This window comes from Arcticibacter svalbardensis MN12-7, assembly GCF_000403135.1.
Classification (GTDB): Bacteria; Bacteroidota; Bacteroidia; order Sphingobacteriales; family Sphingobacteriaceae; genus Arcticibacter; species Arcticibacter svalbardensis.
Genome location: NZ_AQPN01000141.1, coordinates 105,783 through 121,776 on the forward strand (window position 1 = coordinate 105,783; position 15,994 = coordinate 121,776).

A 15,994-nucleotide genomic window follows, 5' to 3' on the forward strand; every position below is an offset into this window, starting at 1 on the left:
TTATCTATGAAATACAAACAGCTTCCTTACACATCTTTTGGCGACAATAACGTAGAAAACCCGAATAAAGTGGTCAGAGAGTCATTAAATAAATACCTGTACCATTGGCCGCTTTTCTTTTTGAGTATATTGATTTGCGTATCAGCCGCTATTCTTTACATAAAAAATGATATACCTGTCTATAGTATTCAGGCTAAGTTATCCATTAAAGACGACCAAAAATCATCTTCCACAGCTAAAGCTGCTCTTCAGGAACTTGATATCTTAAAGTCGCCAAAAATTATAGAAAATGAGGTTGCTATTATTAAGTCGCGTCCACTAATGGAGCAAGTGGTGAACCAATTGCATCTTTGGGTGAACTATAAAACACGTATTAATTACTCTTACAGAGATTTATATGAGGAATCACCGGTTCAATTTGAATTACTAACACCTGTAAAAAAGATTAAGACCAGAACCTTTGACATCACAATTAAAGACGCGAGCAACTTTATTTTAAAAAATGAAGATGGCAGTAGTGTGAGTTACGCATTTAATACGCCATTAAAGAATGAATTGGGAACATGGATATTGAAACCTACTGCTGAGATTGAGAAATATATAGGAAAAGAAGTACAAATTAATATAGAAAAGCCGGAAAAAGTTGTTACCGCCTATCAGCAACTTATTACCGTTACTTTAGATAAAACGGCTCCTATAGTTGGATTACAAATGAGTGATGAGGTGCCTGAGCGTGGTTTAGCCATACTGAATGCATTGATAAGTGCGTACCAGGTTTCGAATATTAAAGACAAAAATAAGGAAACGCAAAGTACTTTAAAATTCATCGATAACCGGCTTGCTTCTCTTACCGGAGAGTTAACGGATGTAGAGAAAGACGTTGAAAATTATAAGAGCAGTATCGGGTTAACGGATATCTCATCGCAATCGCAGCTTTATTTAGATAACGTGCAAACAAATGAGAGCAAATTAAACGAGGTTAATATTCAGCTAAATGTAATCAACGGCATTGAAAGGTATGTGAATTCTTCTAACTCCAGTACGGCACCGGCAACGCTGGGAATTGCAGATCCAGGATTAGTGAGTCTGGTTGAACAATTAACCCGTCTTCAGTTGCAACGAAATAGATTGTTGGCAACCACTCCTGAAGAGAATCCCATATTTGCGCCTATCAATAGCCAGATCCATAGTACAAAAGAGGCAATTAAGAGTAAAGTTGATGGGATTAAATCGTCATACTTAACGACCAGAAAACAATTGCAATCTTTCAATTCGGGTATTGAGTCGTCTATAAAACATATACCGGGACAGGAAAGACAGTACGTCAGCATCAAAAGACAACAAGGGATTAAGGAAAACCTTTATGTGTATTTATTACAAAAAAGGGAAGAAGTAGCGCTTAGCTATGCCTCCACACTAACAGATGCCCGTACGGTAGAAGAGCCTTACTATGATGAACCAAAATCGAATAAAAAGTATCCGATAGCATTGGCTTTATTGGGTGGATTGTTGCTTCCAATAGGACTGATAGCAGGGAGGAACACGATAAAGAATGTGGTACTGACCAAAAATGAGTTAGAAATGGCAACCGGTGTTCCTGTGATCTGTGAGTTAAGCCATTCAGAAAGCAAGGCTCCTATTGTAGTTTTAAACCGTGCGTCTTATGCAATTGGGGAACAAATGAGAGCATTAAGGACTAACCTGCTACAAGTAAACAACAGGAAAGGTAAGGCTAAAGTAACCTTATTTACTTCGAGCATAGCAGGTGAAGGCAAAAGTTTTGTTACCAGCAACATTGGTGCTTCATTAGCCGCATCAGGTAAGAAAACAATTATTTTGGAACTGGATCTGCGGAAACCTAAAATTACCGGAATCTTTAATCTGGATAATGAACAGCCAGGTTTAAGTGATTTGCTGAATGGCGAGGCTACAAAAGAAGAGGTTATTCAACCATCTGGGGTTCATCCTAATCTTTTTGTGATGAAGTCGGGACCTATTCCATTCAATCCTTCGGAATTATTGGAAAGTACTGAAATGGAAGTCCTGCTTAATGAGCTTCGTTTTGAGTTTGATAATATTTTGATTGACAGTCCACCATTGCGCCTGGTAACAGATGCCTTGATATTGGCACCGTTATGCGATATCTGTTTGTATATGGTGCGTCACAATTATACTTCCAAGTCGGAATTAGATTTTATTCAGGAGGTATACCGGGCAAAGAAATTGCCAAATATGCATCTGGTATTCAATGGGGTACACATGGACCAGCGATATGGCTATAGTGTTGATTATGGATATTTCGCTGATAGCGATAAACCGTCAATTGTTTCTAGTTTATTTAAGAATTTCGGTACACGGTTTTAAATGATTTTTTAATTTTATGGTTGCAAATACTAAAATTATTGTCCTCACTCCTGTTAAAAATGAAGATTGGATTCTGGAGCAGTTTCTTGAAGTCACGAGTCTGTTTGCTGATTGTATCATTATTGCTGATCAACAATCAACAGATAACAGTAGGTCTATTTGTTCCAAATTTCCAAAAGTTCATTTAATAAATAATAATAATGATGGTTTTTGCGAAGACGAGAGGCAGATTTTATTAATTGAAACGGCAAGAAAGTTATTTCCACAGGAAAAGAGAATTCTACTTGGTTTAGATGCAGATGAATTGATTTCTGCCGATAGTATGCTTTATCAACAAACCTGGGCTACGATAAGGGAATTGGACCCAGGGACTTCGTTGTATTTTGAAAGGTCAGATCTACTAAATGATAAAAAAAAATGCATAAGAGGCAATAGTCACGAATTGTATTATCCTATTGGTTATGTAGATGATGGCATTAGTCATAAGCCTACAAAGATACATTCCAGACGTGTACCTGATAACCCAGCTGGTAAGGATAAATATATTGATGATATTAAAATTATGCATTTTATATTTTCCCGAATGAAGGTGAGTTATTCGAAAATGAGATATTACTCGGTGCTGGAAAACGTAAAAAAGACTAGTGGTTTTTATATCAGGAGATATGCTTATAACCCAACTAAGTTGAATTTTAATATCAATCGAATTGAAAATACTCCACAAGAATGGTTAGCGGGCTGGGAAAATAGAAATATCAATTTGAAAGTATTTAAGGAACCTAAATTTTCATATCAGGATTTTGAAGTACTCAAGTATTTTAAGGAGTATGGGTATAGTAAATTTCATGTAGACAATATATGGGATTTTGATTGGGAGGCTTGTTGGCATGCAGCTAATAAAAGCGGGAATGAAGTGCCAGATCTGCCTATTGCAAAACCAAATAAAATAGTTATCGCTTTTTTAAAGCTCGTTGATAGCATGTATATATTGAGCAGAAGACTCAGGTTTCTTCAAAGCAATTATTAATAATTCTTATGTCTGTATCATCAAGATTAATATCTGGGACTGCTGCTGCATGGGTGCAAATAGGTATAAATCTGTTGACCCAACTAGCACTTGTACCTATATATCTTACTTATTGGAGGGTTGAAACGTATGGCCTATGGCTTGCTATCTTATCTTTTGCTTCTATCCTTAACTCATTAGATTTAGGCTTTCAGGAATATTTAGCGTATGAGTTTTTGAAGATTGGAAAGGAAAATCTTTCGAAAATAAGTAATTATTTGTGTTCAAGTATCCTCATTGGTGTTTTATTGGGCATCATACAGATTATTATAGTGACGGGAGTTATTTATTGGGGAGTATTACCTCATCTTTTGGGCGAAAGTCTAATAGGGATAGGAAATACGAATACGATACATGAGGCAGGAATTGTTCTTCTATTACAAGGTGGAGCATGGCTTGTTTGCGGTAGTATTGGAGGATTATTGACTCGCGTATTATCTACTTTCGGATACTATCCAAGAATGGCTTGGTGGGGTGTTTTTGCTTCGGTGCTGATGAATATTACACCAGCTGTCGCCGTAATGAACGGAGCCGGATTATTATTTACAGGTATAATTTTAGCCGTTGTCAGAGTATTATCCGATGCTCCGATATACGTAGATATGCTCCGTTTACTTCGGAAAGAAGGGGTTAAGATTGTGTATCCTTCTTTAACGTTGGGATGGCAAATTTTTGTTCGTTCATCAGTTATATCAGTAACCAATCTATTTGAAAACTTTCGTCAGCAGGGTGCAAGATTGTTTTTGACTCCATTTGTTGGAGCTACTGGTCTGGCCGCTTTTGCAACTATGCGAACTGGTGCAAACGTCGCCATGCAGGGATTACATACGATCACTAATCCATTAATGCCTGATCTAATGCGGTTTTTGCACCAAAGGGATCAAGTGCGTAGTAATATTGCCTTTAGTACAGTATGGGTAGTAGCTATTGCACTTATGGCTCCTGCATTGATAGTTCTACAAGCTGTTTTTGAACCTCTTTACAGAGCGTGGACACGTGGTCAGATTCCTTTTAATCACTGGCTTTTCGCTCTTCTCTCTCTTGGGGTGTTGGTATATGCTATAGCGCAGCCTGCAATATCAGTTGTAAGGGGTAATAATTTACTTAAGCAACAAATTACTATTTCTTCGTTAACAGCCGCAGTTGTCATTCTGGGTATAGTCATTTTAGTGCCTTTATTAGGAATCGTCGGAGCTGGAATGGCCATACTTCTGGCTGAGATTATAGCTTGTGTTGCATACAGTATTGTTGCGAAACAATGGTTATCCCTACATGAGCTGATATGGCCTCAAAGATCATTTAACATAGCACTCATTTCGGTATGGATTACGGCAATTTCCATGGGTGGTATGATTGGGTTGCCTCAGTACAAATGGATTATTGTATGCGTTTCTATGCTGGCTTTGTTTTGGAACTTCTGGAAGTACTGGCATACTTTGCCTGTACTGGCTACTCAACATGCCATGCGCTTAGTAATTAATTTGCCAGGAGTTAAATTTCTTTTTTCGAATAATTGAGGCTTAATCTCACTTTGGAAACAATATTTACCTGATAATAGTAAAAATTATGAATAATGTGATTGATCGGGTTGTCGCTCGGAGATTAAGGACAGAAAGGAGAAGGGCTGAAATAAAGGTTGCCGAAAAGAACACATTCGTCATAAAGCTTGTAAAATGGTCATGGGTAGTCCTTCTGGTTGCTGCTTTTTTACAAGCACTTATTTTTTCTACATATGCGAATTTTATTGCTATTGCTTGTGTATTAACTGCCTGGACAATTACTTCTAAAGTGTTCTTACAGCGTGATGCATTGAAAAACTATCCTTTATCTTCTTTTTTAGTGATTGGTTTCACATCTACACAGTTTTATTTTCCATTACTTTTTACTCTTTTAGAAGGGAAGCCTGTTGTGTATAATTTAGAACTCCCTTTGCAAGTATTTTTTCATTCGACAGCAGCGCTTGTTGTATTAGTAACTGCTCATTATGTTTATCGTTTATTACCAGTAAACACCTATAGAGGGAATAATTCGCTATTAAGCAGGGCAGGCTTTTTTCAGCCTCCAAGCGAATCGCAGTTGTGGACCATGGCCGCTATAGGATTGGCCGCAAATATTTACGTTTACCTTTTTTCGCCAACTACAGCTACAGAAGTGTCTGGTAATGTATTTGATAAGGCAGTCTTTGCTCTACTGCCGTTTGCTTACGCACCTTACTTTATTCCATTTGCTTCTTTGTTTGGAAGTAAGAAAGCGTTAACAAAAAACATAGTCACTTTCTTGGTAGTCTACTCAATCATGCTTCTTATCATTGGCATGGCACGTAATACTCGGGGTGCCTTTATGGTAGGCTTTACTGCAGTTGGATTATCTTATTTGCTTGGCTTGCTTAATGGAGTATTTAAAACACCTGTGATCTCTTATAAAATTATACTTCTTGCAGGATTTGGATTATGGCTACTTACAGGTCCCTTGGCAGATTTAGGTACTGCTATGGTGATTGTCAGATCACAACGGGCAGACCTCTCCAAGGCAGAACTAGTTGACATGACTCTGGATGCCTTTAGCGACAAGAAAGCTATTTCGTTGCGTAGGTTAAATGATAACGAAGCACAGGGTGACTGGGATGAAAGATACCTGGATAATATATTTACTGCTCGTTTCGCGAATATTAAGTTTAATGATGCCAGTTTGGTTCAAGCCAATAAAATTGGTAGCAATAATCCAGCAATGAGAAAATTTTCTATCGACTACTTATGGGGCGCTCTTCCATCTCCAGTGTTAAAGGTGCTTCACCCATCCCTAAATAAGGATAATATTTATTCACTTTCATTTGGTGATTATATATATAGTTTGGCTGGTGCCGGAACAGTTGTTTATGGAGGCTTTAGGTCAGGACATTTTGCCGGTACAGGAATGGCTGCCTTTGGATTGTGGTATTTATTGATATTAGGTATAGGTATAATCCCTATCTACCTGCTCTTTGATAAACTGGTTTTTGTAAGAAATGATTACGGGCAATCTTCGTCAAGTCTTCAGCATCCTAAACTTTGTTTCAGTGTTTGTGGCTTATTAGTGCTTACTTCTATATTCCAATTTCTTCCAACTGAAAGTGTTATTGGATTAGGAACCTTTCTTTTACGAGGCTGGTTTCAAATGGTCCTACTTTATTTTGTCATCTATCATTTTACACGTTTGTTGTGTAAATATGTGCCTGCATTATTGTCCAGTTAAAATCTATAGAAAATATAAATATGGCTCACATACTCTACATAGGAGATTGCAATCCGAATACAACATCTGCACATCGCGCTAATGCCTTGGAACGGCTGGGAAATGTAATTATTCGAAGAGATCCCTATCAGATTTTTAGTAGTCGGAGATTCGAATTTGTACATTTTCGAACTGGTTATCATCTGAAGCAAAGCGCTATAAATAAATGGGCAACAGATATTGTAAACACTATACAAAAGCCCGATTTAGTATGGGTAGGCAGTGGGGAATTACTCGGGCCCAAAAGTATAAAGATTTTAAAGACTTTTAACGTCCCTATAGTAGTGTACAATAACGACGATCCAACAGGTAAAAGAGATGGACATAAATTTGATTCATTAATTAAGGCACTGCCGCTATACGATTTGGTGGTAGTTGTTAGAAATGAGACAAAAGAGGGTTGTCTTAAGGCTGGCGCGAAGCGTGTTATGCGGGTTTTTATGAGTTACGATGAAATAGCTCATCACCCTTATCGGAATCCGGCTGAAATACCTAACGACTTTAAGTCTGAAGTAGCTTTTATAGGTACCTGGATGCGCCATGAGAAAAGAGATGAGTTTTTTATGGAACTTTTGAAACGTAATATTCCGTTACGTATTTGGGGTGATCGTTGGGAAAAGTCACCCTATTGGAACACTTTAAAATCTGTACATAGCGGTGGTGGATTAGGCGGTCGTAACTATGTAGCTGCGATACAAGGTGCGAAAATATGTTTAGGTCTTCTTTCTAAAGGAAATAGAGATTTACACACGCAAAGATCCTTAGAAATTCCGTATGCAGGAGGACTTTTATGTGCTGAACGCACGACAGAGCATTTGGAGATGTATAAAGAAGGTGTGGAAGCTGTTTTTTGGGCTGATGCCAAAGAATGTGCAGCAGTTTGCAGTGAACTTTTGGCTAATGATGTTAAGCGTGAAAGTATTCGTCAGGCCGGTATGAAGAGGATAAGAGCAAACTCTATTGGCAATGAAGACGTCTGCCAAAGCATTCTGGATGAAATGAATAAGTTAACCGAGTTAATTACTAGCTGATCTCATATGAATATTGTTGTATTTTCAAATCCTGATTTTTTTGGTGATCAAATTAGACCAAAGTTCTCGAGTATGCCTCGATTTACAAAGATGATGGCCGATGGAATGGAGGAGCGAGGTCATCAAGTTCAAGTATGGGCTCCCAAGTCTAGTTTTTTTAATCTTCCATTAAAAGGAAGTATGAAAAAATGGATGGGTTATATCGATCAATATATTGTATTTCCTGCACAGGTCAATAAATGGTTAAAAGGATGTTCTGCTGATACACTTTTTGTTTTTACAGATCAGGCGCAGGGACCCTGGGTTCCTTTAGTGGCAAACAGGCATCATGTTGTACATTGTCACGATTTTTTGGCACAAGCCTCAGCATCTGGTAAAATAGCTGAAATTAAGATCAGTTGGACCGGAAGGCAATATCAAAACTTAATCCGGAAAGGTCTTAATAAAGGAAAACACTTTATCTCTGGTTCAAAAAAAACACAAGAGGAACTGCTTAAATTTCTTCCTGAATATCCATTATCTTCTGATGTGGTTTATAACGGTATAGTTAAAACATTTGCTCCTTTTGATTTATTTGAAGCAAGAGTTATACTGGGGAAGAAAGTGAGTCTGGACTTAATGCCTGGGTACCTGTTGCATGTTGGGAATAACCAGTGGTACAAAAATCGTTCGGGAGTTATAGAAATATACAATGCATGGCGAACTAAAAGCAAGGCTAAATTGCCGCTGTTACTAGTAGGTGAAGGCCTTTCTCCTCAATTGGCAAAGACACTTGAGCAATCTCCTTTCAAAAATGATATCCATATCATCTGCAAGTTAGGCGATGAGGATGTCCGTTTAGCATATGCTGGTGCTACTGTATTTATATTTCCATCACTTGCAGAAGGATTTGGATGGCCTATTGCTGAAGCAATGGCTAGCGGCTGTTTGGTAATTACTACCGATGAGGCTCCAATGTCTGAAGTGGCTGGTGATGCAGGATTCCTTATTCCTCTTCGTCCGGATCATTCGCCCGCAATTCAGGAATGGGCTGTTGAAGCTGCAAAAGTTGTAAGCAAGGTTATTGATCTATCAGATGAAGAGCGCCAAATTGCTGTAAAGGCCGCTATCAATAATGCAAAAAGATTTGATCATGATCTTGCAATGAACAGCATTGAGGTTATTTATCAAAATATTGCTAACGGTCATACTATCAGTGTTTAATTTTTGATCATACTTATATACTTAATTCATGATAACATTAATCACTTCTAGAATCCGCAATAATAGTCCTGATTTGGTTTTGTTAGGAGATTTTGAACAATTTTGTGCTCAAAATAGTAATTGGGATATAAAAAAGGGGATTGTGCTTTTTGCACCAAGCAAAATATCCACCCGAATGTATACTTGGATACACAGGTTTTTAAGCCCTGTATTAAAGCGGTTTAAAATACCTGGTGCTGTAATAAGTTTAGGTCTCCCTTATGCTTATTATTTACACTCAAAGTCATTCCCCTATTATAGCTACGATTGTGATTTACGGGTATTATGGACGTATGATGTTTGGGAACCTAGATTTAAAGAAGTTGAGCAGCTGGTGCGTAAAAGTAAGATTCAATTGCTTTTATTATCCAGTTACCAGGCAACTGAACATTTTAGAAAGCTTCATATACCAAATTGTGAAGTGCAGTGGGTACCGGAAACTATCAATCCTGATAATTTCAAAGTTAAACCCTGGGAACAGCGCAGTGTAAATATTCTTTCTTTTGGACGCTCTTATATGAAATATCATAATGTAATTGAAAAGGGCTGTAAGCAAAACCACATCCGTTATATGTATCAGGAAAGAAACGATAAAACGGATGTTGCAGTGCAAGGACTGAAGCAGAATTTACAATTCCCTACTCAGGAAAGCTTTATTGATGGTTTAGCAAATGCACAAATATGTATTTGTTTTCCACGCTCGCTTACTCATCCTGATCTTGCCGGTAATGTATCTACTTTAACCATTCGCTATTTGCAAGCTATGGCTTCAAAGTGTTTGATCATTGGTTCTGCTCCTCAAGAAGTGCAATACCTTTTGGATTACAATCCGGTAATTGAGGTTGATTGGAACAACCCAGTTGAACAAATTAAAAGCATACTTAAAAATCCTTCTGATTACAAGGCACTGATTGAGAAAAACTACGCTGCTGTATGTACTCTGTTTCATAATAAAAAAGCAATAGAAACAATTGATGAATTGGTTAATAAGCAATTAAAGGAAATGAAAATAATAGAAAAAGTAGTTGAGTTAGTTGAATAGCATTAAAAGTTTAATTCTTTGTCAGTTGATTGAAAATAATTATTTATGATGGAAAAACCTACAATCTCTATTCTTACTCCTGTATGGAATGGACTTCCTTATATAAAAGAGTGTATTGAATCTGTATTGATACAAGATTTTACAGACTGGGAGCTCTTGGTCAGCGATAATGGATCAACTGATGGAACAAGAGATTATCTGGATAGTTTGAATGATCCACGTATAAGAATCTTTAAACAAGAGGAAAATGTGGGTATTATGGGAAATATAAATTTCCTGTTTATACAAGCGAACGCTTCAATAAGTCAGATTTTGTGTGCTGATGATTATTTTACAAGCTCAACCTCTCTTTATACTATTGTTAAGTATTGGGAACATGCATCGCCCGAAATAGGCTTTGTGAGATTTAATCATACAGAAACAAAGAATTCTATATGTCGCATTATAGACTTAGAAAATAGGATCGTACCTCCGATACTAGAATCTGGTACTGCAACCCTTTGGCTTTTTGTTTTTGGAAATATTCCTGGTAATCTCTCTAATGTGAGTTTGCGTACTCAGCTTGTTGCTGATATTGGCTACTTTAATCAGAATTTGCCTGCTGCAGGTGATTTTGAATTTTGGAGTCGTGCAATAAGTAAAGTTTCTATGGGAATACAAAATGAATCTACGGTTTATATCAGACGGCATGATAACGTAGCTTCTAATTATCTAAGTCAAAAAGGTGAATTCTATCTTCAGCATATTATAATTTATAAATATCTCATAAAGGAATTAGAGTCGCATTATGACCGAAAAAAACTTATCGCTTACTTCAATTATGAGATTTGTTCTTATCACTATCGCAATGCAATTAAATCAGCTTTGCATGGCCGTTTCGGGTATTTGAAAACGATGTTAGAAACGAAGTCATCTATTACCTGGTCTAAGTGGTTGCAAGTTACTGCCTGTTTACCATTCGCACTTTTTAATGGTCACCAAAAATTGACTATCCATATGGCTGAAATGTTAATCAACCATCAACAGAAGCAATTGGGAGTGTCGGAGCATTTGAATTGACATATAAGTAAGGGTTATTTCATTTTGATTGAACAAAAAAGATAAGCAGTAAATTGGGTTTTAATATTTTTACTTAAATGGTGAACCAAAAGCAATTAAATAGTCATTTGAACTTTCTGGATAGTATTAGGGCTTTAGCAGCTGTTTTGGTGGTTTTACACCATGGAATATTATACTATAGCGGTAATATGAATACCCTTTTAGGTATTGAAAAAATATTAATTAAATTTCTAATAGTAGGAGGTCATTATGCAGTTAATATGTTCATTGTTCTTTCTGGATTTAGTTTAATGTTAGCAGTGATTAAGAATAATTATGTTTTAAAAGATGGAATGAAAATATTCTTTAAACGTCGATTCATAAGAATAGTACCTCCATATTATCTTGCCATGCTAATCTCAATTTTATTAATTTGGTTATGTATAGGAGATAAGACTGGTTCACATTGGGATTCCAGTATACCCGTTAGTAGTTCTGGTATTTTTAGACATGTTTTTTTTATTCATGATTTTTTTGAAAACTCGTTCAATAGTATAAATTATTCATTTTGGTCTGTTGCTGTAGAATTTCGCATTTATTTATTCTTTCCATTTTTAATATGGATCTGGAGGAAAACAGGCCCTCTTTCAACTTTACTTGTTTCATTTCTTATCGCCTTCATTGGATCTATACTTAATATATACATTCATCACTACTACTCAACTATTGATTCTTTATTCACTGGTATTAGTCCCTATATTGTTTTATTTACGCTTGGGATGTTAGCAGCTGAAATGTCTTTTTCTCAGAATGGTAAGGCTATAAAAATGAGGTTGTTATATCAAGGTGCATCATCGTATTACAAAATGTTATATTTATTTATCTTTTTAATGATTTTTGTGCTTGTTAAATTATTAACAAAAGAGAGTCTCACTCTCGGCAATGAAATTTTTATTTCTTCTAGAATTATCGATATCTTAACTGGTTGTTTATTCGCATACATTTTGTTTATTTATTCTACATCAACAGAAAAGAATTCTCATACCTATTGGATGGTAAAATTGTTATCTTGGAAGCCTTTAGTTTTTATTGGCACGTTTTCATACAGTATCTATTTAATTCATGCACCTCTGTTACAAATCCTATTTCAATATATAATAACACCACTAAGCTTAAGTATGCCAATATCTGTATATGTATTACTATTATTGGGAACACCTGCAGTTATTGTATTGTCATACTTGTTTTTTCTGTTATGTGAACGTCCTTTCCTAATGCTTAGAAAAAAACGTAACACATTATCAACTACTGACGCTATTTCGAATCCATCAATTATTGCAACATAACAACAAACTAATTTATCTATCAGCTGTATTTCAATTAAAAATCTGTTAATGGATTTCTCAGGAAAGAATATTTTAATTGTTGGTGGCAGTTCAGGAATAGGATTGTCTCTGGTCAAATTACTATCAGCAAGTGGAGCTACTGTTTATAATGTATCCCGATCTGCCTCAGATAATTGGTCTAAAGGTGTAAAGCATCTGTCTTTAGATGTTTTAGAGGATGTCAGCTCGCTGGCAACTTATCTTCCAGAACAAATACATGGTTTGGTTTACGCTGTTGGGAGTATCAATCTTAAACCATTCGGCCGTTTAACCGAAGATGACTTTATACATGATTACCGGTTAAATGTTGTGGGTGCTGTAAAAGTTATTCAGCAAGCATTAAAATCATTGAAGAATGCCAAGGGGGCTTCCATTGTTTTAGTGAGTACAGTTGCTTCAAAAATAGGCATGGGTTTTCATACCAGTATAGCGGCTGCAAAAAGTGGAGTTGAAGGCTTAGCTATATCACTAGCAGCCGAACTGGCTAATCAAAACATACGTGTTAATGTTATTGCTCCATCGCTTACAGACACTCCTTTAGCTAAAAATTTGTTGAATACACCAGAAAAAAGAAATGCCTCTGCTTTAAGACATCCACTAGGTAAAATTGGAGAACCTGATGATATAGCAAAAGCAATTAGGTTCCTTTTATCGACTGACAGTGCATGGATGACAGGTCAGGTTATAGGTGTTAATGGTGGATTAGGAAGCATTATTTAGCACTTGATATGCCTTCTGGGTTTTGCTGGTTCAACGGGAATTTAGATAATTATTTATCTGATTTCAGATTTTGTAAACTATTTTACCTGATCTTTAATTAATAATAGAGCTTAGATAAAATAATAAACAGAAAATGAATTGGTACGAGGATGAAGTGAAAGAACTGGAAAAAGTTCATTTAACTATTGAATATGAGCCTGAAACGCTTTTTTATGGCAGCTCGTCTATACGTATGTGGACTAGCCTATATGATGATTTTAAATATATTAAACCAGTAAACTTAGGATTTGGAGGCTCTACTTTGGCAGCCTGCGTATGGTTTTTTGAACGAATAATGCTTCCTTATCAACCTAAAAGACTAGTAATATACGCTGGCGATAATGATCTTGGGGATGGTAGAAATCCCGAAGAGGTACTTATTTTTTTTCAGCAACTGGTAGCAAAAGCAACTTTGCGTTTTGGCAACATTCCCTGCTATTTTGTTTCCATAAAACCAAGCCCTAGTCGATGGAATATTGTTAGTCATTTTAAAAGTGCTAATACTTTTATTGAAAATGAAATTGCTAATCATGCCCTTAACTGGAAGTTTGTAAATGTTTTTGACCGCATGCTGGATGCTTCAGGCCTGCCTATAAAAGAATATTATGCAAGCGATGGACTCCATTTAACTGAAAAAGGATATGAATTATGGAAGGATGTAATTAGCAATAATATTACACGTAATTAGTAACCATTTTTTTATTTTTAGGTAACATTCAGTAGATATATTTCCATCTCTTGATCAGGATAGAATGAACCGAGAATATCATAAGTGGTACAGCTCCAGTTTGCAACGGGATATGGAGCTTTTAGTTTTTGGCCACAGAGGCAGGGCTGTGCTGTTCTTTCCTACGCGAATGGCCCGGTTTTATGATTATGAGAATTGGGGGATTATAGATGCCTTAAAAGATCGTATTAATAATGGAGAACTCCAGCTTTTTTGTGTAGACAGTGTTGATGTTGAAAGTTTTTATAATCAATATGAGCATCCCTCGCAACGTATTAACCGCCATTTGCAGTATGAGCAATATATTTTACGTGAGGTTATTCCATTAATGCACAGTAAAAATAATGGAAATCGTCTTGAAGTGGCCGGATGCAGTATGGGGGCTTATCATGCAATTAATCTGGCTATGAAATATCCTTATCTGTTTCATAAAGTAATAGGCATGAGTGGCAGATATGATCTCAGTCAAAACATCCAGTATTTTAAAGATCTTTTTGATGGTTATCATAACGAAAATATTTATTTCAATACGCCTGTTCAGTTCATTGCTAATATGCATGATGAACATATTTTAAATAACATTCGAAATATGGAGATTGTTATGGCCATCGGGCAAACTGATTCTTTCTTATCCGGTAACCAGGAATTCAGTCGCGTGCTGTGGTCAAAAGGTATAGCTCATCATCTGTATGTTTGGGATAAAGATGCTCACCGGCCTCGTTACTGGAGGCGCATGGTACAGTTCTATTTATAAAATGAACTCGAGTCATGGGTTATTAACCCATTTGTAGCTTAAATTTCTTGTTTGTCGCCGTAATATCGTTTAAGGTAATACGGCGGCTTTTTTATTTACTTTAATGAGTGATATATTTCAATGATTTTATTTCTGTTTCGTATTTTTCTTATTACATTTATATAAGTATCTGTAAATCCGCTATGTAACTCTCTAAATTAATTACAACATATTTGTATCACTATGAATGCTCAACCCTTCGTTCAAACTGAGTTCCAGGAAACATTTGAAGCACAGCTTCTCTCCCTCGGTAAAAATGTCGCAAAGAACTTATTCCGGATTGAGGATATTGGCGATTATATTCCTGGCAGTGTGATGGTGCAGGATTTAGGGGCAAATAAAAATACATATATGAACCAATTTGGCTGTGATTATTTAAGACATAGCAGTGAAGAATTGCAAGAAATGGGAGTTGAATATTTCGACCGTTTCTTTCCAAAAGAAGAAATTTCCATACTTAAACCTGAGTTAATGAAATTTGTCATGCAGGGTGATGAAAACAAGGTTTATTCCTTTTTTCAGCGCGTCAGGTCCGATACAAATAGTGACTACAAATGGTATTTTACTACCTCAAAGTTATACCCTGCTGATATTCCTGGTCATGCATTAAAATTAGTTCATATAGCCGTTCCTGCTGATATGTGTAATATAGCGGGGAAGAAATTTACAGATCTGATTGAAGATGATGCTTTTCTTCGTAAAAATTACCGCCGTTTTAACCTTTTGAGTGTACGGGAAAAAGAAATAATTCACCTGATTGTGGAAGGTAAAAGTAGTTTTGAAATAGCTGATCAACTATTTCTATCTATCCATACGATAAACAATCATAGAAAAAATATCTTGCGTAAGTTGGAAATCAATTCTTTATCACTGCTGATCAAGTTTGCTATTGCTTTTAATATTGTTTAGTTCCTTGTAATTTCTACTTTTTTTCCATTTGATCCTGTTGCTTTAATTTTTAAAGAAGCACCTTCAATAAATTTGCCTGTGTATTTTATTCCTGTTTCGGGGCCACTTGAAAACGTATACTCTATATCGTGATTTTTAAAGCTGCCCTCAAGTTGATAAACATCATTACTATTGTCCTGGGGCTGTTCATTACCGGTAAATGTACTTTCGCTCACATTGCTTTGCTCAGTTGTGAAAAAGAAAATACTGTTCCTGTCGCTTGTCCACTGATTCGAAACATTTGGAATAAATAAATCGTCAATACTAGCATCGTCATCTGTGCAAGCTGTTGCTAATAACATCAAACTTGCTAAAAAAATCTTTTTCAT

General features: G+C 36.2%; 14 protein-coding genes. 13 read left to right on the plus strand and 1 reads right to left on the minus strand.

Annotation, left to right across the window (positions count from 1 at the left end; translation table 11 throughout):
- The first annotated feature begins 6 nt into the window (after positions 1 to 6).
- From ADIARSV_RS18635 to ADIARSV_RS20835, 13 genes are all read left to right on the plus strand, one after another.
- Positions 7 to 2,364: a GumC family protein gene (locus tag ADIARSV_RS18635; protein WP_016197216.1), complete on the plus strand. Its 2,358-nt coding sequence runs from the start codon at positions 7 to 9 to the stop codon at positions 2,362 to 2,364.
- A 16-nt stretch (positions 2,365 to 2,380) separates the two neighbouring features.
- On the plus strand, positions 2,381 to 3,391 hold the full coding sequence (locus tag ADIARSV_RS18640; RefSeq protein WP_016197217.1) for a glycosyltransferase family 2 protein: 1,011 nt from the start codon (positions 2,381 to 2,383) through the stop codon (positions 3,389 to 3,391).
- 8 nt (positions 3,392 to 3,399) lie between these two features.
- A complete protein-coding gene (locus ADIARSV_RS18645; RefSeq protein ID WP_016197218.1) occupies positions 3,400 to 4,947 on the plus strand; it encodes a lipopolysaccharide biosynthesis protein in 1,548 nt (515 codons plus the stop codon).
- A gap of 49 nt (positions 4,948 to 4,996) precedes the next feature.
- Positions 4,997 to 6,661 (plus strand): hypothetical protein, encoded by a 1,665-nt coding sequence (locus ADIARSV_RS18650; RefSeq protein WP_016197219.1) that lies wholly within the window; start codon positions 4,997 to 4,999, stop codon positions 6,659 to 6,661.
- A gap of 20 nt (positions 6,662 to 6,681) precedes the next feature.
- On the plus strand, positions 6,682 to 7,731 hold the full coding sequence (locus ADIARSV_RS18655) for a CgeB family protein (protein ID WP_016197220.1): 1,050 nt from the start codon (positions 6,682 to 6,684) through the stop codon (positions 7,729 to 7,731).
- Between the two features lie 72 nt (positions 7,732 to 7,803).
- Entirely contained in the window at positions 7,804 to 8,934 is a 1,131-nt protein-coding gene (locus ADIARSV_RS18660; RefSeq protein ID WP_235048446.1) for a glycosyltransferase, read from the plus strand.
- Positions 8,935 to 8,962: 28 nt separating this feature from the next.
- Complete coding sequence (locus tag ADIARSV_RS18665; protein ID WP_040300633.1) at positions 8,963 to 10,015, plus strand: hypothetical protein; 1,053 nt, start codon at positions 8,963 to 8,965, stop codon at positions 10,013 to 10,015.
- 45 nt (positions 10,016 to 10,060) lie between these two features.
- On the plus strand, positions 10,061 to 11,074 hold the full coding sequence (locus ADIARSV_RS18670; RefSeq protein ID WP_016197223.1) for a glycosyltransferase family 2 protein: 1,014 nt from the start codon (positions 10,061 to 10,063) through the stop codon (positions 11,072 to 11,074).
- 77 nt (positions 11,075 to 11,151) lie between these two features.
- Complete coding sequence (locus tag ADIARSV_RS18675) at positions 11,152 to 12,399, plus strand: acyltransferase family protein (protein ID WP_016197224.1); 1,248 nt, start codon at positions 11,152 to 11,154, stop codon at positions 12,397 to 12,399.
- Between the two features lie 48 nt (positions 12,400 to 12,447).
- Complete coding sequence (locus ADIARSV_RS18680) at positions 12,448 to 13,158, plus strand: SDR family NAD(P)-dependent oxidoreductase (protein WP_016197225.1); 711 nt, start codon at positions 12,448 to 12,450, stop codon at positions 13,156 to 13,158.
- A gap of 133 nt (positions 13,159 to 13,291) precedes the next feature.
- On the plus strand, positions 13,292 to 13,885 hold the full coding sequence (locus ADIARSV_RS18685) for a GDSL-type esterase/lipase family protein (protein WP_016197226.1): 594 nt from the start codon (positions 13,292 to 13,294) through the stop codon (positions 13,883 to 13,885).
- A 64-nt stretch (positions 13,886 to 13,949) separates the two neighbouring features.
- Positions 13,950 to 14,678: an esterase family protein gene (locus ADIARSV_RS18690; protein WP_040300635.1), complete on the plus strand. Its 729-nt coding sequence runs from the start codon at positions 13,950 to 13,952 to the stop codon at positions 14,676 to 14,678.
- Between the two features lie 222 nt (positions 14,679 to 14,900).
- On the plus strand, positions 14,901 to 15,626 hold the full coding sequence (locus ADIARSV_RS20835; RefSeq protein ID WP_016197228.1) for a response regulator transcription factor: 726 nt from the start codon (positions 14,901 to 14,903) through the stop codon (positions 15,624 to 15,626).
- Here ADIARSV_RS20835 and ADIARSV_RS18700 read toward each other — a convergent pair.
- On the minus strand, positions 15,623 to 15,994 hold the full coding sequence (locus ADIARSV_RS18700; RefSeq protein ID WP_040300637.1) for a hypothetical protein: 372 nt from the start codon (positions 15,992 to 15,994) through the stop codon (positions 15,623 to 15,625). The genes ADIARSV_RS20835 and ADIARSV_RS18700 overlap by 4 nt on opposite strands.

What these genes read in the sequence shown, in the direction of transcription:
- ADIARSV_RS18635 (WP_016197216.1), top strand. Translation starts at nt 7, where the DNA reads ATGAAATACAAACAGCTTCCTTACACATCTTTTGGCGACAATAACGTA.
- ADIARSV_RS18640 (WP_016197217.1), top strand. Translation starts at nt 2,381, where the DNA reads ATGGTTGCAAATACTAAAATTATTGTCCTCACTCCTGTTAAAAATGAA.
- ADIARSV_RS18645 (WP_016197218.1), top strand. Translation starts at nt 3,400, where the DNA reads ATGTCTGTATCATCAAGATTAATATCTGGGACTGCTGCTGCATGGGTG.
- ADIARSV_RS18650 (WP_016197219.1), top strand. Translation starts at nt 4,997, where the DNA reads ATGAATAATGTGATTGATCGGGTTGTCGCTCGGAGATTAAGGACAGAA.
- ADIARSV_RS18655 (WP_016197220.1), top strand. Translation starts at nt 6,682, where the DNA reads ATGGCTCACATACTCTACATAGGAGATTGCAATCCGAATACAACATCT.
- ADIARSV_RS18660 (WP_235048446.1), top strand. Translation starts at nt 7,804, where the DNA reads ATGCCTCGATTTACAAAGATGATGGCCGATGGAATGGAGGAGCGAGGT.
- ADIARSV_RS18665 (WP_040300633.1), top strand. Translation starts at nt 8,963, where the DNA reads ATGATAACATTAATCACTTCTAGAATCCGCAATAATAGTCCTGATTTG.
- ADIARSV_RS18670 (WP_016197223.1), top strand. Translation starts at nt 10,061, where the DNA reads ATGATGGAAAAACCTACAATCTCTATTCTTACTCCTGTATGGAATGGA.
- ADIARSV_RS18675 (WP_016197224.1), top strand. Translation starts at nt 11,152, where the DNA reads ATGGTGAACCAAAAGCAATTAAATAGTCATTTGAACTTTCTGGATAGT.
- ADIARSV_RS18680 (WP_016197225.1), top strand. Translation starts at nt 12,448, where the DNA reads ATGGATTTCTCAGGAAAGAATATTTTAATTGTTGGTGGCAGTTCAGGA.
- ADIARSV_RS18685 (WP_016197226.1), top strand. Translation starts at nt 13,292, where the DNA reads ATGAATTGGTACGAGGATGAAGTGAAAGAACTGGAAAAAGTTCATTTA.
- ADIARSV_RS18690 (WP_040300635.1), top strand. Translation starts at nt 13,950, where the DNA reads ATGAACCGAGAATATCATAAGTGGTACAGCTCCAGTTTGCAACGGGAT.
- ADIARSV_RS20835 (WP_016197228.1), top strand. Translation starts at nt 14,901, where the DNA reads ATGAATGCTCAACCCTTCGTTCAAACTGAGTTCCAGGAAACATTTGAA.
- ADIARSV_RS18700 (WP_040300637.1), bottom strand. Translation starts at nt 15,994, where the DNA reads ATGAAAAAGATTTTTTTAGCAAGTTTGATGTTATTAGCAACAGCTTGC.